The sequence below is a fragment of the Campylobacter avium LMG 24591 genome (assembly GCF_002238335.1).
Classification (GTDB): domain Bacteria; phylum Campylobacterota; class Campylobacteria; order Campylobacterales; family Campylobacteraceae; genus Campylobacter_D; species Campylobacter_D avium.
On the sequence record NZ_CP022347.1, the window covers coordinates 486034 to 508956 of the forward strand.

The window sequence follows — 22923 nt, forward strand, 5'->3', positions numbered from 1 at the left end:
GTCTATGTGAAAGCCAGATTTTATCCAAAAAAAATTAACGCTGTATTTAACAAATATTTTTATAATCCTTGGCAAGATAAATGGAGGTTTTATGCTTTTTATAATATTTTTAGTAATTTTTTCTATCATTTTTATCCTAGCGAATATATATATTTATAAACGTTTGCTTATGAAAATTCCTTTCTTGTTTCAGCATAAAAGATATGCAAAAATTTTTATAATCATACTTTCTTTGATGCAGACATCTTTTTTAATTTTTAGAGCTGATGATGAGTTTAATAACACTATTTATACCATTTTTGCACATTCCTTTGCTATAACTTATGCCTTGTTTTTTACTACAATTTTTGCTGATATTTTGGGCTTTTGTATAAAATTTTACATCAAAAAAACCAGCAAAATGCCCTTAAGGGGCGAAAAAAGACGTAGGGTTAAGGTCTTTTTTAATCTAGCACTTTTGCTTTTTGGTTTTTGCTTTGTTTTAAAGGGCTGGAGCAATGCTACATCAATTCCTGATGTAAAAGAGCTTGAGCTAACTTTACCAACTTTGCAAAAAGATTTAAAAATGGTGATGATAAGCGATACGCATTTTGGTAAGAATTTAAATGAAAGTTTTTTAAAGGGCATAGTTGAAAAAATAAATTCCTTAAATCCTGATTTTGTAGTTATAGTGGGCGATTTTGTAGATACAAAGCCTGAGGATTTAGGATATATTAGCGGCATAAATGAGATAAGAGCTGATATATACTACGCGCTTGGAAATCACGAGTATTACAGAGGAATAGATGGAATTTTAGAGCTTTTAAGGCAAAAAACAAAGCTTAAAATTTTAATAAATGATAGTTTTGAAACCGAGTTTTTAAATATAGCTGCGATGGCTGATTTAGCAGGGCTTGGCAGGGGTAATGCTAGCCTTGAACCAGATATAAATAAAACAAAAGCTAAGCTAAATTTAAGCAAACCAAGTATTTTGCTAAGTCATCAGCCAAAAAGCGTTTTAAGATATGATGTAAGCAATTTTGACTTAGTTTTAAGCGGACACACTCACGCAGGGCAGGTTTTTCCTTTTGGATTTTTAGTGAAGCAAAATCAAGGCTTTTTGCACGGACTTTATGATTTAAGCGAAAAGACCAAGCTTTATGTAAGTAGCGGGGCAGGTTTTTGGGGGCTTAGCATGAGGTATCTTGCAAAAAGTGAGATAGTTTTATTTAATTTAAAGGCGATGTGATGACATTTTCAAATTTTTCTTCAAGACTTTTTGGCAAGGTAGCAAAGTGTAATTTTCCTAGCTTTTTGCAAAAACTAATCAATAAAGCCTATGTTAAGTATTTTGATATAGATATGAGTGAATTTAAGCAGCCTGATGAATACTTAAGCTTAAATGAGCTTTTTACAAGAACTTTGCAGATACAAAGAAAAATAGAAGATGAGTTTATCTCTCCAAGTGATGGTAAAATTTTAGAGCTTGGCCAAAGTTTTGACGCAAAGGATGAAAAATTTGCCTTTAGTATAAAGGGCTTTACTTATAGCTTAAATGAGCTTTTAAAGAATTCTTACGAGGATAGCGAGTTTAAAAATGGGCTTGATTATGTAAATATTTATCTTTCGCCAAAGGATTATCACCGCTTTCACAGCCCCTTTGATATGCAAATTTTAAGTGCTACTTATGTAAGCGGGGAATTATTTAGCGTAAGTGAAAAAAAACTTTCAAAGGTGGCTAATCTTTACACAAAAAACGAAAGACTTATCCTAAAATGTCTTGTTAAGAATTTTTACATTTGGCTAGTTTTTGTGGGTGCACAAAATGTGGGTAGCATTAGACTTAGCTTTGATGAAAGCATTCAAACAAATGCTAACAAAGGAAATTTCACTAAAACTTATGATTCTTTGTTTCTTAACAAAGCCGATGAATTGGGGCATTTTGAAATGGGCTCAACCATAGTCTTAATAGCCCAGTCAAAAAATTTAAGCTTTAAGCCTTTAGCAAATAGCACGGTTAAATTTGGCGAAAAGATAGCGACTTTTTTATGAAAGAAAAATTATTAAAATCCCTAAAAGATAGTATTGTTTTAAATCCCACAGAAAGAGTGTGGCAAATGCCATTTTTTGGTGCCTTTGGTGTTGGGATTGTGCTTAGCATTTCAGCCTTTTATGAAAGGATAGATTTAGGACTTATATCTATGATAGGCGTTTTAGCCTTTTTATATGTGCCAAATACTCCTATTTATCACAGAATGGCTGTTGTGATGTCTTGTTCTTTTGGTCTGTGTCTTTGCTTTTTGCTAGGGCTTTTAACGCATATTTTACCCTCTTTTTTAACTCCATTTATCATAGCCTTTATAGCAGCTACCTCTTCTATCTTGGTAAGATACTATGATATAGGAGCGCCGGGGTATTTTTTCTTTGTTTTTTCAGCCCTGCTTGCCTCGTTTTTTCCCTTTGAGCTAAGTGAGTTTATTTTTCTAACCGGACTTGTTTGCGTAGGCACTATGGTTGCAAATTTAATGGCATTTTTATACTCCTTATCAGTGATTTACATCTTTAAAAATTCTTTGCCAAAGCCTATTCCTGTTAGAGGTGAGCTTGGTTTTGAGGTGGTTGTTGTGGATTCTTTGATAATGGGTGTTTTTATAGGCTTTGCACTTTTTGTTGGGAATTTTTTAGAGCTTGAAAGGTCTTATTGGGTGGCTGTTTCTTGTGCTGTAGTTATGCAAGGTATCAGCTTAAATGGAGTTTTCATAAAACAGCTTCAAAGAATTTTAGGCACCTTTTTTGGAGTTCTTTTGGCCTGGTATTTACTAAGTATAAATTTTAGCACCCTTTCTTTTATACTTTTGATGATGTTTTTGTTTTTTATGACTGAATTTGTGGTAACTAGAAACTACGCTTTGGCTATGATTTTCATCACTCCTTATACTACTTACTTAGCTGAGGTTGCCTCTAAGATGAGCTTAGACGCTGAAGTAATAGCAAGTGCAAGGCTCATAGATATAGTTTTAGGAAGTATTTTAGGGCTAATTGGCGGCTTTGTAATGCACAAGCATTATTTAAGAAAGTATTTTGACATCTTGGCTAGGGCTGTATTTAGGATAAAAAGAGTTTAGAATTTGTCGTTTATATTTCCGCTGTATTTTATGTCTTTTGCGTCCTTTTGTTCATTTGCGATATTTTCTATATTAGCAGACATAATCTTTTGCATATCCTCATCTAAATCCTGATAGCTAAAGACCATATTTATACTTATGATATTTTCAAGTTTTTCTAGTTTTTTATAAGAGCTTAATTCCTCATCTAAGTTTTCACTTTCTATTATAACGATGATTTTTTCATCTTCCACAAGCTCAACGGAGCAATTTTTTATAGAATTTATCTCCTTTAAAAGCCTTTCTTGTTTGTCTTTTTTTGCGTTTATTAGCACGCTTGAAATGTTCATTTTATTTCCTCAATGATTATTTGATTAGAAAAGCCAGAGATTAAAAGTTCCTCATCTAAAAATATCAAATTTTCAACCATCAGCCTTTTTGTATCTATGCTTTTTACGAGTTGTAAGCTAGGAAGTTCTAGGACATTTACTAAATTTTTTTCGCTATTTGCATAGGCTAAAAATTTAGCATCAGCGCTTAAGGCACAAGAATATATCAAAAAATTTTCTTTTATATGTCTTATCTCATCATCTTTTATCAAAGCTATATTTTTATCTGTAGAACAAGATACTATGTAATCTTTTTTGTTTGAAACTTGATAAATGTTATCTTTGTGTGCATTGTAAGATTTTTTGTCCTGCCAAGCTTTTAAATCAAAAAGCTCCACAACCCCGCTTTCAAAGACACTCACAAGCTCTGTTTTTTGCTCATTTATACTAGCGTCATTTAAACTATAGTGCGAGAATGAAAAGCTTTTTATCACAGATAAATCACTGAGTTTTAAAAGCTTAATTTCAGCGGATAATAAAACAAGCAGCACGGTCTCATCATCTATAAAAAATACTTCCTTGGCGGAGTCAAAGCTTAAGGTTCTTGTAGTTAAAGTCCCGTTTTGATAGAGGCTTAAATTTTTTCCTCCCAACTTTCCCTCACTTAGTATTAAAAGCTTGGAATTTAGATAATCAAGGCTATAAATGCTAGGCTTTACATTGTCATCGTAGTAGTTTTTTATCTCAGCTAAGCTTACATCAAATTCTAAATTTTTAGTGTTTTTATCATAAACCAAGGCTTTGGCACTGTCTAAGCCTATTAAAATTTTATCTTGTCTTAGTGCTACTGTGCTTACATTTGCATTAAATTCTAAAATATTAGCAAAGCTAAAAAAAATAAAAAAATTCAGCAGCACTAAGATTTTTAGCATTATTTAACGCCCTCGTTAAGTGTATCTATGAGATTTGACTTCTTTTTTAAGCTTTCGTTTTGAAAATCAGCCTCAAAGGTATTTCCAACTACAAGCTTTGCGTCGCTTTGAACCACATGACACTGAGTGCAAGAAAATCTAGCATTGCTAACCACATCTCCTGTGCTTTTGTTGTTTATAAAGTCAAAATAATGCGTCGCAGGCATGGCAGTAGCATTGATATCGGCTGCTAAGGCCTTATCATGGCAGGTCAAGCAGATATTGTTATCAGGGCTTAAAGGTAGCATGCCCTCAATAGAGTGAGAAATCAAAGGCGGTGCATTTTCAAAGGCTCTTTGGTAAAGTTCACTTTCACCGGGCATTTCGCTGTCATACACAGCATTTGGCAAAACCACAGAATTTTCACTTTCTAAGCTTGTTTTTCTAAGCCCTATCTCAACATCACTAAGAGTTTTAGAGCTAGAAACATCAGTACTTGCATTAGTATCTTTTGTAGCAGAGTCTTTACAGGCTACAAACAAAAGGGCTAAAACACCTATAAATAAAACATGGCTTTTCTTTAACATCACAGTCTCCTTAAGTCAAAAATATTAAAATTTAAAGCATCATCATCGCAAACTTCTATACATCTTGCACATCTTATACATTCGCCAGATTTTACCAAGCCGCTTTCCTTGGCTATTAAAGATAAAACCTGCTTTTCAGGGCAAATTTGAACACATTTGTAGCATTTGGTGCATTTATCAAGTCTGTATTTGATTTTCAAAAAAGCAAATTTTGATAGCAAAGCATAAAACGCACCAAGCGGACAAAGGTGAGAGCAAGTTGCCCTAGGGCTTAAAAATGTATCTATGCAAAATATAACAAAGGCAACAAAAATCCAAGACACAGAGCCAAATATAATGCCTCTGTGAATGATACCTATGTATGAAAAGCTTTCAAACACAGGCAAAGATAGAAAAAAAGAAAGAAAAAGGCAGAGAAGCAAAATGTAATAACGCAAATTCTTGCTTAGCAAAAGGCTTTTTTCGGCTTTTAAATTTAGCTTTCTTCTAACAAAGGCTGAAAAATCAGTAATCATATTAACAGGACAAATCCAAGCACAAAAGGCTCTTCCTAGAAAAAGTCCGTATATTACACTTATTATCAAAGCTCCTATTAAGGCTGCAAAGTCTATGCTTAATGAAGCTAGATAAATTTGAAGCACTGCAAAAGGATCGCTTAGCGGTATGGTGTTAAAAAGATTTGACGAGCTTAAATTTCCGCTTAAAACAAAGGGAACAAAGCAAAAAAGGGCTAAAATTCCTAGCTGAACAATTCTTCTAAGCACAAGGTATTTCATAGTAAATCCCCATCATTTAGATAATCTTGAGCCTTATTTGACTTCATTTTTTCTTTGTTTTCTTGGCTATTTAGCCTTTTTTCATCATCTTTTTCCCAGCCTTTTACATAGTGGTTTCCAGCCTTGCCCAGCACATATTCTCTAGGCAAAACCCTTATGGCTGGCTCTTGCGTAACGCAAGCCCTTTCGCATAGCCCACAGCCTACGCACTGCTCATTATCCACCACAGGCAATAAAAAAGCGTGCTTTGCTGTTCTTTCATTTCTTTTCATCTCAAGCTTTAAAGCCTTATCTATCAAAGGACAGGCTCTATAACAGGCATCGCACTGTATGCCCCAATGCGCTATACAGCTTAAAGAATCAACTATAGCTACGCCCATTTTAAGCTTGAAAGCGCCGTCATTCATCTTTAAATATTTATCATCTAAAGCATTAGTAGGGCAGTCTCTTATACAAGGTAAGTCATCGCAAAGATAGCAAGGGACTTTTCTAGCCTCAAAAAAAGGAGTTCCATTTTTCGCACTATCAAAGATAGAGGCAAGCTTTAAGGTATCGTAAGGGCAGGCATTTACGCACAGTCCGCACCTTATACATTTTGATAAAAACTCCTCCTCCACATCAGCACCCGGTGGTCTTAGATAGTAGCTATCCTTTGCCTTTAAGGCCATGCTAGCTAAAAATCCTCCGCCTACGCAAAGGCAAAGAGTTTTAAAGCCCTTTGTAAAAAATTCCCTTCTATTGTCCATGAGTTTTAAACCTTTATTATCCTAACCGCACATTTTTTAAAGTCAGTTTCCTTAGACAAAGGACAGGTGGCATCAAGTGTAACCTTGTTTATATACACATTTTCATCAAACCAAGGCACATATACAAGTCCCACAGGAGGTACATTTCTACCCCTCATATCAACCTTAGCTTTGACTTTGCCTCTTCTTGATTCAACCCAGACTAAATCTCCTTGATTTAGGCCAAGCTTTTTGCAATCTTTTTCATTTATGTAGCACATAGCCTCAGGCACGGCTCTGTAAAGCTCAGGAACACGCATAGTCATAGTTCCGCTATGCCAATGCTCTAAAACTCTGCCGGTGCAAAGCCAGAAAGGATAGTTAGAATCAGGTCTTTCAGGTGCTTTCATGAAAGGTCTAAAGAAAATTTTAGCCTTATTTGTAAGAGGGAATTTCTCCTGGGTATTTGGTTTTAACAAATCTCCTTTTTGTAAGGCCTTATCAGAGCTTCCATAAAAGGCAAAGTCTGAATTTGGCGCGGCCTTTTTAGCGTAATAATCATACTGAGTGTTAAAACGCCACTGTGTTTCCTTACCATTTACAACAGGCCACTTAAGTCCTCTTAGTCTGTGATAAGTATCAAAGTCAGCTAAATCATGTCCATGTCCAAGTCCAAATTTGCGGTATTCCTCCCAAAGATATTTTTGCACGAAAAAGCCATATCCTTTAAATTCTTTACCATCGCTTCCAACAACCTTTCTTTCATCGCCAAAAACTTCAGTATTATCAAAGCCTTGTCCTATCTTATCATTTGCTTTAAAGGCTTTCGCGTCAGCATTTGCAAATAACACATCATAAAGAGTGCTTTCCTCCGTATAACCCATAGCCTTAGCTTCCTCTAAAACATTAGGCAATGTTAGCTTATCATCCACCTTTGTTTCTTTCCATACTTCTTTTAGCTTAAATCTTTTTGAAAATTCAATCATCTGCCAAGTATCACTCATAGCATCGCCAATTGGCAAGACTTGTTGTCTCCAATGCTGAGTTCTTCGCTCTGCATTTCCGTAAGCTCCCCATTTTTCATAAATCATAGCTGAAGGCAAGATTAAATCCGCTACTTTAGCCGAAATTCCAGGATAACTATCGCTTACCACTATAAAATTATCCATGGTTCTAGCAGCTTTTATCCAGTGATTTGCATTAGCTGTGTTGTGCCAAGGATTATTTACCTGTACCCAAATGAATTTGATTTTAGAATCCTCTAAATCCCTCATTATTTGCACATAATGAGAACCTGGCTTAGGATTTATAGTATTTTTTGGAAGTTTCCAAATTTTTTCTGTGATTTCTCTGTGCTTAGGATTTGCCACAACCATATCAGCAGGCAAGCGGTGAGAAAAGGTGCCAACCTCTCTTGCAGTTCCACAAGCGCTTGGTTGTCCGGTTAAAGAAAAGGCGCCAGAGCCTGGTTTTGCTTGTTTTCCAAGTAAGAAATGCACCATATAAGCTTGTTCATTCACCCAAGTTCCTCTTGTGTGTTGGTTAAAACCCATAGTCCAAAAGCTTACGACTTTTCTATTTTTTTCTATGTAAAGATTTGCTAAGCTTTGTAGCTTTTGCTTAAAACTTTCTAAATCTTCATTATCATCGCCCTTTGCGACTTTAGCAACATAATCTAAAGTGTAAGGCTCAAGAGCTTTTTTAAAATCATCAAAACTTATTTCCCAATGATCAGTAGCAGCAGCACCGTGTTTCATATCTAGTTTATCCCCTGCTTTCAAGCCAAGATATGCCAAAGATACTGCTTCTTCTTCATCAAGTATTATAGAATTTTCTTTTGCTACAGTATCTTTTTCACTCTCTTGAAAACTTGGATGATTTTGGTTATTTCTCATACCATAACCTATATCTGCATATCCTGTAGTAAATATACAGTGCTCTTTTACAAATTTTTCATCTATTGATTCTGGATGATTATAAACAATCTCTCTTGCTATAAAATTCCAGATTGCTAAATCCGTGCTAGGTTTAAAAATAATCTCAATATCTGCTATGTGAGAGGTTCTGTTTGAAAAGGTGCTTAAATTTACTATCTTTACTTTATCTTGATTGCTAAGCTTTCTATCGCTTACCCTGGACCATAAAATAGGGTGCATTTCAGCCATGTTTGCACCCCAAGTTACGATAGTATCAGTAAGTTCTATATCATCATAACAGCCTGAGGGTTCATCTACTCCAAAAGTTTGCATAAAGGCAACAACAGCTGAAGCCATGCAGTGTCTGGCATTTGGGTCTATGTTGTTTGAGCGAAAGCCGCCTTTTATAAGCTTTACCGCCGCATAGCCTTCTTGTATGGTGTATTGGCCGCTACCAAAAACGCCTATGCCGCTAGGACCAAGCTCGTTATAAGCTCTTTTAAACTGCTTTTCCATCTCATCAAAGGCTCTTTGCCAAGAAACCTGCCTAAATTTGCCGTTTTTATCAAATTCACCCTTGTCATTTACCCTTAAAAGTGGTGCTACAAGCCTGTCTTCTCCATACATTATCTTAGCGTTAAAATAGCCCTTTATGCAGTTTAAGCCACGGTTAACCGGAGCGGCTGGATCGCCCTTTACAGCAACTATCTTGCCATCTTTTCTAGCTACCATAATGCCACAGCCCGTGCCGCAAAATCTACACACAGATTTATCCCAACGCCAAGAATCTTGCTGATTTGCCATAACAGAGCTAGGCACAGTTAAACCAGCCACACTAGCGGCACTTGCGATAGCGGTATTTTTGATAAAATCACGTCTATTCATCTGAGTCTTGCCTCCATTGAAATATTTTTGAGAATGTTTTTGATTTTAGCGAAAAAATAGTTAATATTTTATAAATTAAAATAATTTCTAAGTATTGTAAAAAGGAGATTTTATATCTTTTATAGAGGACAAATTTAATAAATTAAATATAAACAATTTTAAATATAAAATTTACAAAAACACAATATAATTTAGCTTTTATTTACATAAAAATTAGGAGTTGCTATGCAGGATTTTGGCATTTTGATTTTAAGGCTTAATGTTGGAATTTTAATGTTTCTTCACGGATTACAAAAGGTTTTTAGCGGTATAGATGGGATTAAAGCTTCTGTGACAGCTTTTTCTTTGCCTGAATTTGTGGCTTATGGCGTGTATTTAGGAGAGCTTGTAGCACCTGTTTTAATAATACTTGGTATTTTTACTAGGCTTTCTTCTTTAGCAGTGCTTTGCACAATGATTTTTGCTTCTTTGGTTGTTTTAGGCGGAAATGTTGAGGGTTACTTAGCCTTAAATCAGCACGGTGGCTGGATAGTAGAGCTTCAAGCACTTTACGCCTTTGGTTCTTTAGCACTTATCTTTTTAGGTGCTGGAAAATACGCCCTTTACAACAAATTTTAGTGATTGCAACAACAAGAGGAGTCGTGAATTTGCAAAGCATTCGCGCTCTCTTGTTCCTCTTTTTTGTTTTTATATAGTAATCTCAAAGCATTTAGCACCACAATCACAGTTACTCCGGTATCAGCAAGTATAGCAAGATACATAGGAATAAAGGTGATTGAGGCTAAGATTATAGTTAGAACTTTCACTCCTAAGGCTAGGCTTAAATTCAGCAAAAGAATTTTTTTGCTGAATTTGGCTAGCTTCATTAAATCAACGAGCTTTGATAAATTATCATTCATTATCACGATATCTGAGTTTTCTACGCTTATATCGCTTCCCATTTTTCCCATAGCTATGCCAACATTTGCCTTAATAAGTGCTAAAGAATCATTTATCCCGTCCCCTACAAAGATAATTTTTTCTTTATTTTTAATATCATTTTCTATGAATTTCAACTTATCTTGCGGCAGGCACTGAGCCTTACAATCGTCTATTTCTAGCTCTTTTGCCACAGCTTCAACCCTATCTTTTTTATCTCCGCTTAAAATTTGTGTTTTTAATCCCATTTCTTTCAAGGCTTGTATGCAAGTTTTTGCCTCATCTTTTATCTTATCATCTACCAAAAATGAAGCTAAGTAGGCATTATTTACGGCTAAATGTATGTTGAAAGTATCTATCACATCTTGTGGCAAAGAAATTTGCTTTTCTTGTAAAAATCTAGCACTTCCCATAATGATTTTTGTATCATTTAAGCTTGCTATTACGCCTTTGCCGCGTATTTCTTGGTGTTTTATATCATCCCTTTGCTTGAAATTTTTGTTTGCAAGAAAGACCTTGGCTAAAGGATTGCTTGAGTTTAGCTCTGCTAAATAAGCGTAATAAAGCACCTCTTCATCGCTTTTATCGCTGCGATTTAGTATCTTTTGCAGCTTAAATTCTCCCTTGCTTAGAGTTCCTGTCTTATCAAAAATTATCTTTGTAGCCCTTGTAAGCTCGTCTAAAAAAACTCCTCCCTTTATCACAATGCCCATTTTAGAAGCCTTACCAACTGCTGCAAAATAAGTAAGTGGCACGCCTATGACAAAAGCACAAGGGCAAGATATGACAAGCAAGATTAAGGATTTTTCAAAATAAGTCTTAAAGACATCAAAGCCGTAGATAGCAGTCGGTATGAGGCTTATTAAAATAGCTAGAAAAACCACTGCAGGTGTGTAAAATTTAGCAAATTTGCTTATTATTTTTTCAAGTCTTGCTCTTTGTGAATTTTGGATTAAATCTAAAATTTTATTTATGCTTGAATTTTCATAAGTTCTTATAACTCTTGCCTTAATGGCCTTATCTTGATTTATCATGCCAGCTAAGAGTTCGTCTTGCTTAAGAAATCTTTTAGGAACAGCTTCTCCGCTTAAGGCCTTGGTGTCTAAAAAAGCTTCCTCATCAAGTAGCAAACAGTCCAGCGGAACCTTTTCAAAAGCCTTTATAAGTATGAGTTCGTCCGGCTTTACATCTTGTGCTTTTACTTCTTGGATTTCATCCTTGTGTATTAAATTTGCTTTGTCGCTTTTTAAGGATAGCAGGGAAGTAACTGTGTTTTTAGAATGAGCCACCGCCTTGTTTTCGTAATACTGTCCTATCTTGTAAAATATAATTATAGCTATGGCTTCGCTAAATTCGCTAAGCATTAAACTTCCCAAGCTGGCTATGGCCATTAAGAAATTTTCTCTCATAAACGCTTTTTGCTTAAAGTCTAAAAAAGCATTTTTAAATATATCCTTGGCCAAAAAGATGTAAATTAGCATATAAATGATGAGGTAATATGTATCAAGCTCCTTTTTATCGTAGCTTAAAATTATGGCAAAAAACGCAAGAATTAAGCTTATAATGATGTTAAATTTATTCTTTTGCATGTTCTACTCCTAACTTATAAATTCTTTTTATATGCTCATCATCAAAGCTGTAAAAAACATGAAGTCCTACCTTTCTTTTTTTTACAATTTTGCTTTGCCAAAGTAATTTTAGGTGCTGGGAGATGGATGGTTGCTTGATGTTAAGAATTTGAGATAGCTCATGGACGCATAATTCTTCCTTGCTTAAAGCAGACAATATTTTTAGTCTAGTACTGTCTGAAAATGCTGCAAACAAAAGGGCTAAATTTTCAAAAATTTCATCGCTTTCTAAAGATTTTCTTAGTTCTTGTAGCTTTTCATCGTGTAAGTCTTCGTGCATTTTTATCCTTTCATAATTATATTATAATATTCTAATATAATTATATACTAATAAAATAAAAATACTCTTAAGGCATTTTATAATAATCCCGATATTTTCATATCAGGATTATTGACTTACTAAATTCGGTAAAAATAAAGAAATTTCAGGTATGTAAGTAATGAGTATAAGCCCTACTAAAAGCACCATTAGCCAAGGAAGCACCGAAACTGTTACATCTTTTAAGGAAAGCTTTGTTAAAGAGCTTGCGACAAATAAATTTAACCCTACAGGAGGAGTTAGCATACCTATTTCCATATTTACTATCATAACTATACCAAAATGTATAGGATCTATACCAAGTTGCAAGGCTATAGGTAGTAAAAGTGGCGTCATTATCATAACAACAGAGCTTGGCTCCATAAACTGACCCATTATAAAAAGCACTAAATTTACAAGGATTAAAAATACCCACCAAGTCATATTTATAGACACTAGGTATTCAGTTATCATATGAGGAATTCTCTCGCTTGTTAAAAAATGCGCAAAAACCACAGCAAAGCCTATAACAAAGAAAATCATCGCAGTAGTTATAGCAGCATCTAAAAATACATCATATAAATCTCTTAATTTTATATCCTTATAAACAAATATAGAGACGATAAAAGCATAAACAGCAGATATACCAGCAGCTTCTGTTGCGGTAAAAATCCCAGCATAAATCCCGCCAATTACCACAACTATGATAAGCAAAGCCCAAAAAGCTTCTTTAAATTTAAGCCATCTTTCTTTTAAGGATGCAGGAGTGCCTGACTTAAAACCAAGTCTTTTAGCTCCAAAATACGCATAAAGCATCATCATAAAGCCTATCATAAGACCAGGAATTACTCCAGCCATAAAGAGTTTTTCTATAGATACTTCAGCAGTTACTCCATAAACTATCATAACAACAGAAGGAGGGATTAAAATTCCAAGACTTCCAGCAGAGGTTATGGCACCAACTGAGTAGCTTTTAGGATAACCAGCCTCTTTTAAAGCCACAAACATAACAGAACCAATAGCCACAACAGTAGCAGGTGAGCTTCCACTAACGGCTGCAAAGATGATACAAGCTAAAATTGCACTCATAGGAAGTCCACCCGGTAAATGTCCTACTATGCTTTTAGCAAAATCAACTATCCTCTTAGCAGATGAGCCCTTGCTCATTAATGAACCTGCTAAGATAAACATAGGTATAGCCATCAAGGCTGGTTTAAGTCCTGTTATCATCGTTTCAGGCACGGCTAAAATGTCGTGTGATGAGAAAAATATCATAGTTACAACGGCTGAAACACCCAAAGATACGGCAACAGGAACGCCTAGCAAAAGTAAGCCAAAAAGTAAAAGCATTAAAACCAAAACACTCATACCTAATCCTTTATAACCATATCGTGTATCATTTCAGCCTCTGCATTCTTAACCACATACCTAGCGTCAGTAAAGGATACCTCATAAATTTTTTCTATAGAGCGGTAAGTTGCACCCAAAAATGAGATAGGCAGACAAAGCAAAAAGTAAAACAAAGGCACAGAATGCAAAGCCTCACTCATATAGCCCATTTCTTTGTTTAAAAGACAAACCTCTATGCTTGCGTAAAACATATAGGCTAAAAATACCGAGCTTAAGATATGCGCAAAAAGCACACAAGCCTTTGCAAGAGCCGGAGGAAACATCTCTATAATAGTGGTTACGCTTATATGAACGCCCTTTCTAAAACCATAAGCCGCACCAAAAAAAGCTGACCACAAAAAGCAGTATCTTGCAACCTCTTCAGCCCAAGTAAGTGAGCCAATGTCAGGATAAAATGTAGCTATGTATCTAATAGCCACATTAACCGCAGTTATAGCTATACCAAGTGCTAGACCGATAACTGCTACATTTTTATTAATTCCAGCTATTATCTTATCTAGCACATCAAAAAAGGCATTTACGCCCTTACTATGATGAGCCCATAAAAAGGGCTTTTTTAGCAAAGATAAAAAACACATACTTAAATCACTTTGTATTAAGTGTTTTTTCTATCAAGTCTTTACCAACTAAATCATAAAATTTAGGATAAATTCCTACCATTAAATCTTGCCACTGCTTTTTTTGTTCTTCAGTAAGCTCGAAAATTTTAGTGCCTGTTTTGTCATTATCTTTTAATCTTTGTAAAAGCAATTCTTCTTCCTTAGCACTTTCTTCTCTTTCATATATAGTAGCTTCTCTCATAGCTGTTTTAATCACTTCTTGCAAATCAGCCGGCAAGCCTTGCCAAAATTTCTCAGAAGCAACTACTAAATAGCCCAAATATCCGTGATTTGACATAGTTATAGAGCTTTGAACCTCATAAAATTTGGAGTTATATAAATTTGAAAGTGGATTTTCAGCCGCATCAACAACACCTGTTTGTAGAGCAGAATATACCTCGCCAAAAGGTAAAACTTGCGGTATAGCCTTCATAGCCTTAGTTTGTTCTTCTAAAACCTTAGAAGACATTATCCTCATCTTTTGACCCTCTGCATCGCTTGGTACTACGATAGGCTTTTTGTTTGTGCTAAATTGCTTAAAACCAGCGTCCCAATAATCAAGAGCTATGTAACCTTTAGCAGAGATTACATCTTTTAAGATTTGTCCTACTTCTCCGTCCATTACCTTGTGCAAATGCTCTGTATCTCTAAAGATAAAAGGCACATCCCAGAGGTTAAATTCCTTAGCTATAGGTGTAAATTTAGAAAAAGAAGGTGCTGCCATTTGGATATTATTTCTCTTTAACTCTTGAAAAACCTTATCATCATCAACAAGCTGAGCTGATGGGAAAACATGCACCTTTATGCGTCCATTGCTTAACTCTTCAACTCTTTTGGCGAATAAATCCGCAGCCTTGCCCTTAGGTGTGTTTGCACTAACAACGTGTGCAAATTTTATCTCATAAATTTTGCCTGAATCAGCATTAGCGCTAGTTTGATTTGTATCTGTTTTCTCGCTAGAACAAGCCGTTAAAGCGATAGCAGCCAAACCAGCAGCTATGATTGATATAACTTTTTTCACATAATCTCCTTGAGTTTAAAATTTTTCATATTGTATTTTATTTATTGTTTATAAAAGATAAAATTTAGTGATTTTTGTATGAAATTTTATTTTTTGCTACAAAAAGAAAACAAAAAGCTGTTTTAAATTTAGCCTTTTGTTTTAGTGAATTTATGCTTTAGCTATTTTCATTATGAATTTTTTGCACGCAAATAAAAGCAAAAAAGATACGAAAAGCATTATGGCTAAAAAGCCGAAAATTTCGGGTAAATTTTGTATCTTATCATTTGCTACATTGCCTCCTATGAGTCCTGCTACTACATTTCCTAAGGCAGAGGAGGCAAACCAAAGCCCCATAACTTGATTTTGTATGAGGCTTGGAGCTAGTTTTGTCATTATGGAAAGCCCCACAGGATCACAAAGCAAATAGCTCCGCAAAGTAGCCCTAGTGCAAATTTGCTAAGCGAGGAAAATTCAAAGCCTTTTTTAGCTAAAAATACCCAAACAAAGGCGATGATAGGTGCAAAGGTGATGATGAAAAGTGGATTAAAGGACTGAAACCAAGGCGTTGGAATTTCAAAACCAAAGATAAGTCTTTGGGTGTAGCTTTGTGCAAAGAAGTTAAAGGAGGTTGGTATTTGCTCAAAAACAGACCAAAATATAGAAGCCGCCGCAAGCAAAACTACAAATACTATTAAATTTTTCTTTTCGGCTGAATTTAAAGAGCTAAAAAAGAAAAGATATGTAAAATAAATCGCACAAAGACTTAGTATAACAAAGATCATTTGCTTGGATATAGAGATAGGATCTAGCTTTACAAAACCAGCTAATGCAAAAAATAAAGCCGTAAATATGGCCAGCGTGGATACAATAAGCACCCATTTTGTGCCATAGCTCATCTTTTTTGGCTTGTCCCAATCCTCGCTCAAGCCCACTTTTTCATCAAATTCCTTAAAATTTGGCATGCTTATGAAGTAAAATATCAAAAGGGCTATTAGCATACCTATACCGCCGGCTGCAAAACCAAAGTGCCAGCCATACTCTTTTTGCAAAAAACCACAAATTAGCGGAGCCACAAAGCCACCTAAATTTATACCCATATAAAAAATAGTAAAGCCAGAATCCCGCCTAGGATCGCCGTCCTTATAAAGCACGCCCACCATAACAGAAGAACATGTCTTAAAAAGCCCTGTGCCTATGACTATAAAGGCTAGTCCCAAGAAAAATAAATTTGTATAAAAATACGAAAGCCCTATGCTTAGATGACCTAGGGCTATGATAATACAACCCAAAAGTACAGAGTATTTTAAGCCAAGCACCTTATCAGCTATGTAGCCGCCCGGCAAAGCAGCAAGGTAAAGACAGGAGCCAAATATCCCAACTATAGCAGAGGTATTTGCCTTGTCATATCCAAGTCCGCCCTCAAATACAGCAGCTGACATAAAAAGCACAAGCAAGGGATAAATTCCATAAAATGAAAATCTCTCCCAAAGCTCTGTCATAGATAGCGAAAATATAGGTTTTGGGTGTCCTAAAAATGCCTTATCTAAATCTTTCATAAAAATTCCTAGTTTTTGCTTGTAATTTTAGTATGATAGCTTTAATTTTGTGATATTTATATCGTTTTTGTTAAATTCATGTTGCTAAAGATTAGTTGAGTTTATATTTGTGGTTAAAATATGAGATACCAAGCAAAAAGCTTGGTATAATTTAGCAAGAATAACAAGTCTTAAACTCGTAAGCAGTAGGCCTAGCCTCAACAGGCCAAACCTGAGTTTTAAACTTAAGATGCTGATAATCATCTATGAAAGTATCAGTCATAACAGGCTTTAGATAAGAATTGTATCTTATTAAGGCTTCTAGGCTACCTCTTAAGGTGTGAGGGAGTTGCTCTATGCCTTTTTCTCTTATCTCATCAAGGGTTAGTTCAAATAAATTCTCATCCATCGGTCCAACAGGCACAGTACTGTTTTTTATACCATCAAGTCCGGCCATAAGCAGTGAAACAAAGGCTAGATAAGGATTTGCTGTGCTATCTGGGAAGCGAATTTCAACCCTAGCAGAGTTTTTGCCTATACCGTAAGGCACACGACAACTAGCACTTCTGTTTTGGCAAGAATAAGTAAGTATTGACGGCGCCTCAAAGCCAGGTATCAATCTTTTATATGAATTTGAGCTAGGATTTGTAAAGGCTGCAACGCTCCTTGCGTGTCCTAAAATTCCGCCTATGTAGTGTATGGCTGTTTGGCTTAGTTTGCCGTAGCCATTTTCATCGAAAAATAAATTTTTTCCATTTTTCCACAAGCTCATATGCACATGCATACCATTTCCATTGTCTCCATAAAGAGGTTTTGGCATAAAGGTAGCGGTTTTTCCGTTAAGATGAGCTACCATCCTAACCACATACTTGTAAATTTGCACATTATCAGCAGCTTCAACAAGAGTACCAAAGCTAACGCCTATTTCTCCTTGTCCTTGAGCTACTTCGTGGTGATGAACAAAGGTTTTTAAACCCACTTTTTCAAGCGTTTGCACCATCTCAGCTCTTAAATCAACCATAGAGTCAATTGGCTGCACAGGAAAATACCCGCCCTTTGTCCTAGGTCTATGCCCTGTATTGTAGCCATCTACGAAGTCTTTATCATCATTCCACTCGCCTTCTTCAGTATCTATCTCATACTTTGCGCAGTGTATATTATCTACTATTTTTACGCTATCAAAGATGAAAAATTCATTTTCAGCACCAAAGTAAGCAGTATCCGCCACGTCGTTATTTTTCAAGAATTCCATAGCTTTTTTAGCTATGCTTCTAGGGCATTTTTCATACATTTGTCCCTTGTAAATATCATAAACATCGCAAAAAACTATCACTGTAGGGTCAGCTGTAAAAGGATCTAAAAAAGCACTTTGTGCGTCTGGCTTTAGTATCATATCTGATTTATGAACCGGTTGCCAACCATCAAGCGAGCTACCATCAAAAGGAATTCCATCCTCAAAATGTTCTTTTTCTATAACACTTAAATTATAAGTGATATGATGCCAAGTTCCTATCATATCTGTAAATCTAAAATCCACAAATAAAACCTCATTTTCCTTACAAAAAGAAAAAAACTCATCTACAGTATTTACAAATTTGCCCATTTTTTCTCCTTTGTGAAATATATTTTGAAATTGTAGCACTTTTTTATTAATTTAAGTTTAAATTAATAAAAAAAAATTGAGCATTTTATCAATAAATATTTTTTGATGGTTTTAGCTATAAATTTAATAATTTTCAATATAATGTTTCGTTTATTTTATGTATTTTCAAGGAAGTTTTATGACCCAAGAAGAACTTGACAGCCTGATGAATAGCGATACGAACCTTGATGATGTTGCCTTGCCTAGCGTGGATGAAAGTAATTCTGAAACAAATGTTGATGATTCTAGCTTAGAAAATTACAGGGTTAAAGCTGATGCACATTGGCCACCTCCACCACCAAATCAAGAACACAAAGTGGTTAATCAACTAGATGATGTAACTAGAGATAGTGAAAAAAGAGCTGTTGAGCTTATGGATAAGTTAGAACTTATGGATAAACATTTTTCCCAAGCAGAGCTTATTTTACGTAATGTGGAGGAAAATATAAATAAAAATTTAGAGGTTTTTAATATCTTAAGCGAAAAATTCCCTCAGGTTAAGACATTTAGGGATTTGCTTGATAAGAACAATGCTTCAAAAAATGATATAAAAGATATTATTTCTCGTTTGCAAGATGGGCAAAATGAAGTTTTAATTGCTATGGATTCTATGCAGTATCAAGACATACATAGACAAAAAATCGAACGTGTTATAAATGTTATGAGGGCTTTAAATAGATACATATCCTCTTTATTTGATTCTAAAAAAGATGATATACATAGGGTTTCTTCAGCTGTGCATATAAATGGCGATAGCACAGAGGATGTAGTTACAAATGATGATATAGAACAGTTGATTGCGAACCTAGGGCATAAGAAATAATGCTAAAGCCCGAATTAGTAGCACCTGCTGGAAATTTCACTAAGCTTAAAATCGCTTTAGCTTACGGAGCAGATGCTGTCTATGCCGGGCTTAATAATTTTTCTTTAAGAGCAGCTACAGCTAGGGGTTTTGATTACGATAGCTTTAACGAGGCCGTGAAATATACGCATTCTTTGGGTAAAAGAATTTTTGTAACCTTAAATGCCTTTTATTTTTCCTCACAGATTGAGAATTTAAAAAAACACATAAAAAAACTTTATGATATGAAGCCTGACGCCTTTATAGTAGCTTCTTTGGGCGTGGCGAATTTGATAAAAGAAATGAACTTGGATATAAATTTACACATCTCAACTCAAGCAAACATCTTAAATTACCTTGACGCTAAGGCCTATGAAAGCCTAGGAGCAACGAGAGTTGTGGTTGCTAGAGAACTTTCGCTAAATGATATAGCCTTTATGAAGGAGCAGTGCAAGAACTTAGAATTTGAAGCCTTTGTTCATGGCTCTATGTGTTTTGCCTACTCTGGCAGATGTTTAATTTCCTCTGTTCAAAGCGGCAGAATGAGCAACCGTGGCTCTTGTGCAAATGACTGTAGGTTTAAATACGAACTTTACGCAAAGGGTGAAAATGGCACTCTTTTTAGATTAGAACAAGATGAGGATGGAACACATATATTTAATTCTAAGGATTTAAATTTAAGCACTCATATAGATAAAATCATGCAAAAATCCTGCATAAATGCCTTTAAAATAGAAGGTCGCACTAAAAGCGAATATTATGTAGCTCTTGCTACTAGAACTTATCGAATGGCTATAGATGATGTTTTAAGTGGAAATTTTGATGCAAAAAAATACGATGAAGAGATAAAAACACTAGCTAACCGCGGTTTTACAGACGGCTATCTTGTAAATAGAGCTTTAGATAGAAACGATACGCAAAATTTAGACACAAGCATAGAGCAAGGCTCAAAGCAAGTTTGCGCCTTTAGCGAGGACGGGACTTTTTTCAAATGCAAGGGCAAGATAGTTTTAAACGAAAGCTACGAAGTGCTTTGCCCTCTCGGCTTTGATATAAAAGAAGCAGATAATGAGCTTGGCAAAATTTATAAAAAAGATGATAAAATCTTTGTGGAATTTAAGAAGCTTATCTCAAGAACAAATAAAGAATTTAAAGAAATTCACAGCGGTAATGAAAATGAAATTGCCCTGCCATTTTCTTTGCCTAAATTTTCTTTTTTAAGGAAGTAGTATGAATTTTGTATCTATTTTAATGGGTAGTAAAAGTGATTATGAAATCATAAATGAAGCTAGCAAAGTGCTTAGCTCTTTTGGCGTAAAATATGAACTCATCATCACTTCAGCACACAGAAGCCCTGCACGAACAAAAAATTATATAAGCGATGCTGAAAAAAGAGGTGCTAAAGTCTTCATAGCAGCAGCTGGCATGGCAGCACATTTAGCCGGAGCGGTTGCTGCTTGCACCACAAAGCCTGTTATAGGCGTGCCAATGCCTGGCTCAAATTTAGCTAGCATGGATTCTTTGTATTCCACAGTTCAAATGCCAAAGGGCGTTCCTGTAGCCACAGTCGCCATAGGTAAAGCAGGTGCTATCAATGCTGCTTATTTAGCCATTCAAATTTTAGCCTTAAATGACGATATATTGGCTAAGTCCTTGAAAGATGATAGAAAAAAACAAGAGGAAAATTTAATATCTGATTCAAAGACAGTAGAGGTTTTGTTGTAAAGGATTTATGATGCAAACTTACTTAGAATTGCAAGAATTTTGTAAATTAGTTCGTCTAAATGAAGATGTTGTCAAGGGGATGATGGCAAACAATGCCCTAAATTTCAAGGAAGAGGATGGCAAAATTTATATAGAAGCAAATCAAGGAACATTTAGTGTGGTGCCAAGAAAACCAAATGAAGAGCCTTTGCCTGTCGATTCCATAAGCTTGGCAGGAGAAAGCTTTGTGGAAAAAACCATAGGAACTATATTAAATTTACATGAAAAGGTGCTTGACGCAAAGGATGAAACCTTGGAGGTTTTGCAAAGAGAAAACAAGTTTTTAAAAGATGCACTTTATTCTATGCAAGAAATTTATGATGAGGATAGAAAGACCATAGATGCTTTAAATTCGCAGCTAAAACACGCACAAAATGAGGTTGAGTTTTTAAAAAGAAAGTATAAGATGATGTGGAATAAAGCGGTTGAAAATTTCACTCAAGCAGGTAGTGCAAAAATAGCTCAAAACACGGTTACAAGTGAGGTTAAAACGCAATGATTAGCTTTTGCGAGATAATTTTAAAATTGCAAGATTTTTGGCAAAAACAAGGCTGTGCCATAATGCAGCCTTACGACATACCAGCAGGAGCGGGCACCTTTCACCCTGCCACTTTTTTACGCTCTTTGGGTAAGAAACCTTGGGCTGCTGCTTATGTAGCACCTAGTAGGCGTCCAACTGATGGTAGATACGGGGATAATCCAAACCGCTTAGGGGCTTATTATCAGTTTCAAGTTCTCATAAAACCTAGTCCTGATAATATACAAGAATTATATTTAAAGAGCTTAGAGGCTTTAGGTTTTAATCTTAAAAATCACGATGTTCGCTTTGTTGAGGATAATTGGGAAAGCCCTTCGCTTGGTGCTTGGGGGCTTGGTTGGGAAGTTTGGCTTGATGGAATGGAGGTAACGCAGTTTACTTATTTTCAGCAAGTTGGAGGCTTGGCACTTGATTTAATCAGTGTTGAGATAACTTACGGGCTTGAAAGACTTGCTATGTATTTGCAAAATGTTAATAGCGTGTATGACATACTTTGGAATGAATTTAATGGAGAAAAAATTACTTATAAAGATGTTCATAAGCAGGGAGAATTTGAACACAGCAAGTATAATTTTGAATTAAGCTCCACTGATGTTTTATATGCGAATTTTGAGAATTTTTGCAAGGAGTGCAAGCATATTTTAGATAATAATCTTTCTTTACCAGCTTATGATTACTGCATGCAAGCAGCACATACTTTTAACTTACTTGACGCAAGAGGAGTTATTTCAAGCACACAAAGACAAGAGTATATGCTAAAGATTAGAGAGCTTTCAAAACGTTGCGCACAGGTTTATAAAGAAAATTTAAATGAAGATTGAGAAAATATATAATTTTTTAGATAGCATAAGCCCATTTTGTGAGCAAGAAGCTTGGGATAATAGTGGTTTGCTTTTGGGTTCTTTGCAAGATGATGTTGAAAATGTTTATCTTAGCTTGGATATAGATGAGGCCGTGCTTGAGGCTTGCAGTGAGAATTCCTTGCTAATTACTCATCACCCGCTAATTTTTAAATCCTTAAAAAACATAGCAAATCACAAGTACCCAAATGCTTTTATAAAAACTATGATACGAAAAAATATAGCCTTAATATCCATGCATACAAATTATGATAAATCCCACTTAAATGCCTATTTTACAGAGGAAATTTTGGGATTTAAGCATTATACACAAGATGGTTTTTTGATTTATGTTGACCTTAAAGATAGCTTTTCAAATTTACTAGCCTATGTTAAAGAAAAACTTGGACTTCCTGTGCTTAAGTATGCTTTTGCTAAGGAAGAGCTTAAGAAAATAGCTATTTGCACGGGTTCTGGCGGAGATTTAATAAATGATGTTAAGGCGGATTGCTTTTTAAGCGGGGATTTTAAGTATCATCAAGCCTTGGAAGCACTTAGCAATGGCCTAAATTTGATAGAGCTTGGGCATTTTGAGAGTGAGAGCTGTTTTGTTAATTCCTTAAGCAATCATTTGCAAAATTTGCCATTAAAGGTTATAATAACAAATTCAAAAAATCCATTTAAATATCATTAAAA

Annotated in this window: 24 protein-coding genes; 10 read left to right on the forward strand and 14 right to left on the reverse strand. The window is 35.3% G+C overall.

What is annotated here, in order from left to right:
• Positions 1-91: 91 nt before the first annotated feature.
• From CAV_RS02500 to CAV_RS02510, 3 genes are read left to right on the forward strand one after another with little or no spacing between them, the layout of a single operon-like run.
• Entirely contained in the window at positions 92-1228 is a 1137-nt protein-coding gene (locus CAV_RS02500) for a metallophosphoesterase (RefSeq protein WP_094324943.1), read from the forward strand.
• Positions 1228-2031, forward strand: coding sequence for a phosphatidylserine decarboxylase (locus CAV_RS02505; RefSeq protein ID WP_094324944.1), 804 nt, complete (start codon positions 1228-1230; stop codon positions 2029-2031). The genes CAV_RS02500 and CAV_RS02505 overlap by 1 nt, the downstream gene beginning before the upstream one ends.
• Positions 2028-3104: an FUSC family protein gene (locus CAV_RS02510; RefSeq protein WP_245807423.1), complete on the forward strand. Its 1077-nt coding sequence runs from the start codon at positions 2028-2030 to the stop codon at positions 3102-3104. Before CAV_RS02505 ends, CAV_RS02510 begins: the two co-directional genes overlap by 4 nt.
• On the opposite strand, the gene CAV_RS02515 is transcribed toward CAV_RS02510, so the two are convergent.
• The 6 genes from CAV_RS02515 to napA are packed head-to-tail and all read right to left on the reverse strand — an operon-like array spanning position 3101 to position 9212.
• Positions 3101-3433 (reverse strand): chaperone NapD, encoded by a 333-nt coding sequence (locus CAV_RS02515; protein WP_094324945.1) that lies wholly within the window; start codon positions 3431-3433, stop codon positions 3101-3103. The genes CAV_RS02510 and CAV_RS02515 overlap by 4 nt on opposite strands.
• Positions 3430-4344: a WD40 repeat domain-containing protein gene (locus CAV_RS02520; RefSeq protein ID WP_094324946.1), complete on the reverse strand. Its 915-nt coding sequence runs from the start codon at positions 4342-4344 to the stop codon at positions 3430-3432. The genes CAV_RS02515 and CAV_RS02520 overlap by 4 nt, the downstream gene beginning before the upstream one ends.
• Positions 4344-4910, reverse strand: coding sequence for a nitrate reductase cytochrome c-type subunit (locus CAV_RS02525; RefSeq protein ID WP_094324947.1), 567 nt, complete (start codon positions 4908-4910; stop codon positions 4344-4346). Before CAV_RS02525 ends, CAV_RS02520 begins: the two co-directional genes overlap by 1 nt.
• Positions 4910-5686, reverse strand: a complete 777-nt coding sequence (gene napH, locus CAV_RS02530) for a quinol dehydrogenase ferredoxin subunit NapH (RefSeq protein WP_094324948.1) — start codon at positions 5684-5686, stop codon at positions 4910-4912. Before napH ends, CAV_RS02525 begins: the two co-directional genes overlap by 1 nt.
• Positions 5683-6432, reverse strand: coding sequence for a ferredoxin-type protein NapG (napG, locus tag CAV_RS02535; protein WP_094324949.1), 750 nt, complete (start codon positions 6430-6432; stop codon positions 5683-5685). The genes napH and napG overlap by 4 nt, the downstream gene beginning before the upstream one ends.
• A 5-nt stretch (positions 6433-6437) precedes the next feature.
• Positions 6438-9212: a periplasmic nitrate reductase subunit alpha gene (gene napA / locus CAV_RS02540; protein WP_094324950.1), complete on the reverse strand. Its 2775-nt coding sequence runs from the start codon at positions 9210-9212 to the stop codon at positions 6438-6440.
• 225 nt (positions 9213-9437) lie between these two features.
• Between napA and CAV_RS02545 the strand changes: the two genes are divergently transcribed.
• On the forward strand, positions 9438-9830 hold the full coding sequence (locus CAV_RS02545; RefSeq protein WP_094324951.1) for a DoxX family protein: 393 nt from the start codon (positions 9438-9440) through the stop codon (positions 9828-9830).
• On the opposite strand, the gene CAV_RS02550 is transcribed toward CAV_RS02545, so the two are convergent.
• From CAV_RS02550 to glnA, 8 genes are all read right to left on the reverse strand, one after another.
• Positions 9827-11719 carry a heavy metal translocating P-type ATPase gene (locus CAV_RS02550; RefSeq protein ID WP_094324952.1) on the reverse strand — a complete coding sequence of 631 codons (1893 nt, stop codon included), beginning with the start codon at positions 11717-11719 and terminating at the stop codon, positions 9827-9829. The two genes, CAV_RS02545 and CAV_RS02550, sit on opposite strands and share 4 nt — an antisense overlap.
• Complete coding sequence (locus tag CAV_RS02555; protein ID WP_094324953.1) at positions 11706-12038, reverse strand: ArsR/SmtB family transcription factor; 333 nt, start codon at positions 12036-12038, stop codon at positions 11706-11708. The genes CAV_RS02550 and CAV_RS02555 overlap by 14 nt, the downstream gene beginning before the upstream one ends.
• Positions 12039-12146: 108 nt before the next feature.
• Positions 12147-13424: a TRAP transporter large permease gene (locus CAV_RS02560; protein WP_094324954.1), complete on the reverse strand. Its 1278-nt coding sequence runs from the start codon at positions 13422-13424 to the stop codon at positions 12147-12149.
• Positions 13425-13426: 2 nt separating this feature from the next.
• Positions 13427-14044, reverse strand: a complete 618-nt coding sequence (locus CAV_RS02565; RefSeq protein WP_186821775.1) for a TRAP transporter small permease — start codon at positions 14042-14044, stop codon at positions 13427-13429.
• Between the two features lie 7 nt (positions 14045-14051).
• A complete protein-coding gene (locus CAV_RS02570) occupies positions 14052-15053 on the reverse strand; it encodes a DctP family TRAP transporter solute-binding subunit (RefSeq protein WP_390088841.1) in 1002 nt (333 codons plus the stop codon).
• Between the two features lie 183 nt (positions 15054-15236).
• Positions 15237-15461 carry a Di-/tripeptide transporter gene (locus CAV_RS09385; protein WP_245807424.1) on the reverse strand — a complete coding sequence of 75 codons (225 nt, stop codon included), beginning with the start codon at positions 15459-15461 and terminating at the stop codon, positions 15237-15239.
• Entirely contained in the window at positions 15461-16624 is a 1164-nt protein-coding gene (locus tag CAV_RS02575; RefSeq protein WP_245807425.1) for a peptide MFS transporter, read from the reverse strand. Before CAV_RS02575 ends, CAV_RS09385 begins: the two co-directional genes overlap by 1 nt.
• Positions 16625-16775: 151 nt before the next feature.
• On the reverse strand, positions 16776-18206 hold the full coding sequence (gene glnA, locus CAV_RS02580) for a type I glutamate--ammonia ligase (protein WP_094324955.1): 1431 nt from the start codon (positions 18204-18206) through the stop codon (positions 16776-16778).
• Positions 18207-18384: 178 nt separating this feature from the next.
• Between glnA and CAV_RS02585 the strand changes: the two genes are divergently transcribed.
• The 6 genes from CAV_RS02585 to CAV_RS02610 are packed head-to-tail and all read left to right on the forward strand — an operon-like array spanning position 18385 to position 22921.
• The gene (locus tag CAV_RS02585; RefSeq protein WP_094324956.1) at positions 18385-19068 is read left to right on the forward strand and encodes a chemotaxis protein; all 684 of its coding nucleotides are present in this window, start codon (positions 18385-18387) and stop codon (positions 19066-19068) included.
• Positions 19068-20315, forward strand: a complete 1248-nt coding sequence (locus tag CAV_RS02590; RefSeq protein WP_094324957.1) for a peptidase U32 family protein — start codon at positions 19068-19070, stop codon at positions 20313-20315. The genes CAV_RS02585 and CAV_RS02590 overlap by 1 nt, the downstream gene beginning before the upstream one ends.
• A gap of 1 nt (position 20316) precedes the next feature.
• Complete coding sequence (gene purE / locus CAV_RS02595) at positions 20317-20811, forward strand: 5-(carboxyamino)imidazole ribonucleotide mutase (protein WP_094324958.1); 495 nt, start codon at positions 20317-20319, stop codon at positions 20809-20811.
• Positions 20812-20821: 10 nt separating this feature from the next.
• Entirely contained in the window at positions 20822-21349 is a 528-nt protein-coding gene (locus tag CAV_RS02600) for a DUF3972 domain-containing protein (RefSeq protein WP_094324959.1), read from the forward strand.
• The gene (gene glyQ, locus CAV_RS02605) at positions 21346-22209 is read left to right on the forward strand and encodes a glycine--tRNA ligase subunit alpha (protein WP_390088499.1); all 864 of its coding nucleotides are present in this window, start codon (positions 21346-21348) and stop codon (positions 22207-22209) included. The genes CAV_RS02600 and glyQ overlap by 4 nt, the downstream gene beginning before the upstream one ends.
• The gene (locus CAV_RS02610; RefSeq protein ID WP_094324960.1) at positions 22199-22921 is read left to right on the forward strand and encodes a Nif3-like dinuclear metal center hexameric protein; all 723 of its coding nucleotides are present in this window, start codon (positions 22199-22201) and stop codon (positions 22919-22921) included. The genes glyQ and CAV_RS02610 overlap by 11 nt, the downstream gene beginning before the upstream one ends.
• Positions 22922-22923: the final 2 nt, after the last annotated feature.

Coding starts and splice junctions, on each gene's coding strand:
- CAV_RS09385 (WP_245807424.1), bottom strand. CDS start 15,461: ATGACAAAACTAGCTCCAAGCCTCATACAAAATCAAGTTATGGGGCTT.
- napH (WP_094324948.1), bottom strand. CDS start 5,686: ATGAAATACCTTGTGCTTAGAAGAATTGTTCAGCTAGGAATTTTAGCC.
- CAV_RS02520 (WP_094324946.1), bottom strand. CDS start 4,344: ATGCTAAAAATCTTAGTGCTGCTGAATTTTTTTATTTTTTTTAGCTTT.
- CAV_RS02565 (WP_186821775.1), bottom strand. CDS start 14,044: ATGTGTTTTTTATCTTTGCTAAAAAAGCCCTTTTTATGGGCTCATCAT.
- CAV_RS02575 (WP_245807425.1), bottom strand. CDS start 16,624: ATGAAAGATTTAGATAAGGCATTTTTAGGACACCCAAAACCTATATTT.
- CAV_RS02590 (WP_094324957.1), top strand. CDS start 19,068: ATGCTAAAGCCCGAATTAGTAGCACCTGCTGGAAATTTCACTAAGCTT.
- CAV_RS02500 (WP_094324943.1), top strand. CDS start 92: ATGCTTTTTATAATATTTTTAGTAATTTTTTCTATCATTTTTATCCTA.
- CAV_RS02550 (WP_094324952.1), bottom strand. CDS start 11,719: ATGCAAAAGAATAAATTTAACATCATTATAAGCTTAATTCTTGCGTTT.
- CAV_RS02585 (WP_094324956.1), top strand. CDS start 18,385: ATGACCCAAGAAGAACTTGACAGCCTGATGAATAGCGATACGAACCTT.
- purE (WP_094324958.1), top strand. CDS start 20,317: ATGAATTTTGTATCTATTTTAATGGGTAGTAAAAGTGATTATGAAATC.
- CAV_RS02515 (WP_094324945.1), bottom strand. CDS start 3,433: ATGAACATTTCAAGCGTGCTAATAAACGCAAAAAAAGACAAACAAGAA.
- glyQ (WP_390088499.1), top strand. CDS start 21,346: ATGATTAGCTTTTGCGAGATAATTTTAAAATTGCAAGATTTTTGGCAA.
- CAV_RS02525 (WP_094324947.1), bottom strand. CDS start 4,910: ATGTTAAAGAAAAGCCATGTTTTATTTATAGGTGTTTTAGCCCTTTTG.
- napA (WP_094324950.1), bottom strand. CDS start 9,212: ATGAATAGACGTGATTTTATCAAAAATACCGCTATCGCAAGTGCCGCT.
- CAV_RS02510 (WP_245807423.1), top strand. CDS start 2,028: ATGAAAGAAAAATTATTAAAATCCCTAAAAGATAGTATTGTTTTAAAT.
- CAV_RS02600 (WP_094324959.1), top strand. CDS start 20,822: ATGCAAACTTACTTAGAATTGCAAGAATTTTGTAAATTAGTTCGTCTA.
- CAV_RS02555 (WP_094324953.1), bottom strand. CDS start 12,038: ATGCACGAAGACTTACACGATGAAAAGCTACAAGAACTAAGAAAATCT.
- CAV_RS02505 (WP_094324944.1), top strand. CDS start 1,228: ATGACATTTTCAAATTTTTCTTCAAGACTTTTTGGCAAGGTAGCAAAG.
- napG (WP_094324949.1), bottom strand. CDS start 6,432: ATGGACAATAGAAGGGAATTTTTTACAAAGGGCTTTAAAACTCTTTGC.
- CAV_RS02610 (WP_094324960.1), top strand. CDS start 22,199: ATGAAGATTGAGAAAATATATAATTTTTTAGATAGCATAAGCCCATTT.
- CAV_RS02545 (WP_094324951.1), top strand. CDS start 9,438: ATGCAGGATTTTGGCATTTTGATTTTAAGGCTTAATGTTGGAATTTTA.
- CAV_RS02560 (WP_094324954.1), bottom strand. CDS start 13,424: ATGAGTGTTTTGGTTTTAATGCTTTTACTTTTTGGCTTACTTTTGCTA.
- glnA (WP_094324955.1), bottom strand. CDS start 18,206: ATGGGCAAATTTGTAAATACTGTAGATGAGTTTTTTTCTTTTTGTAAG.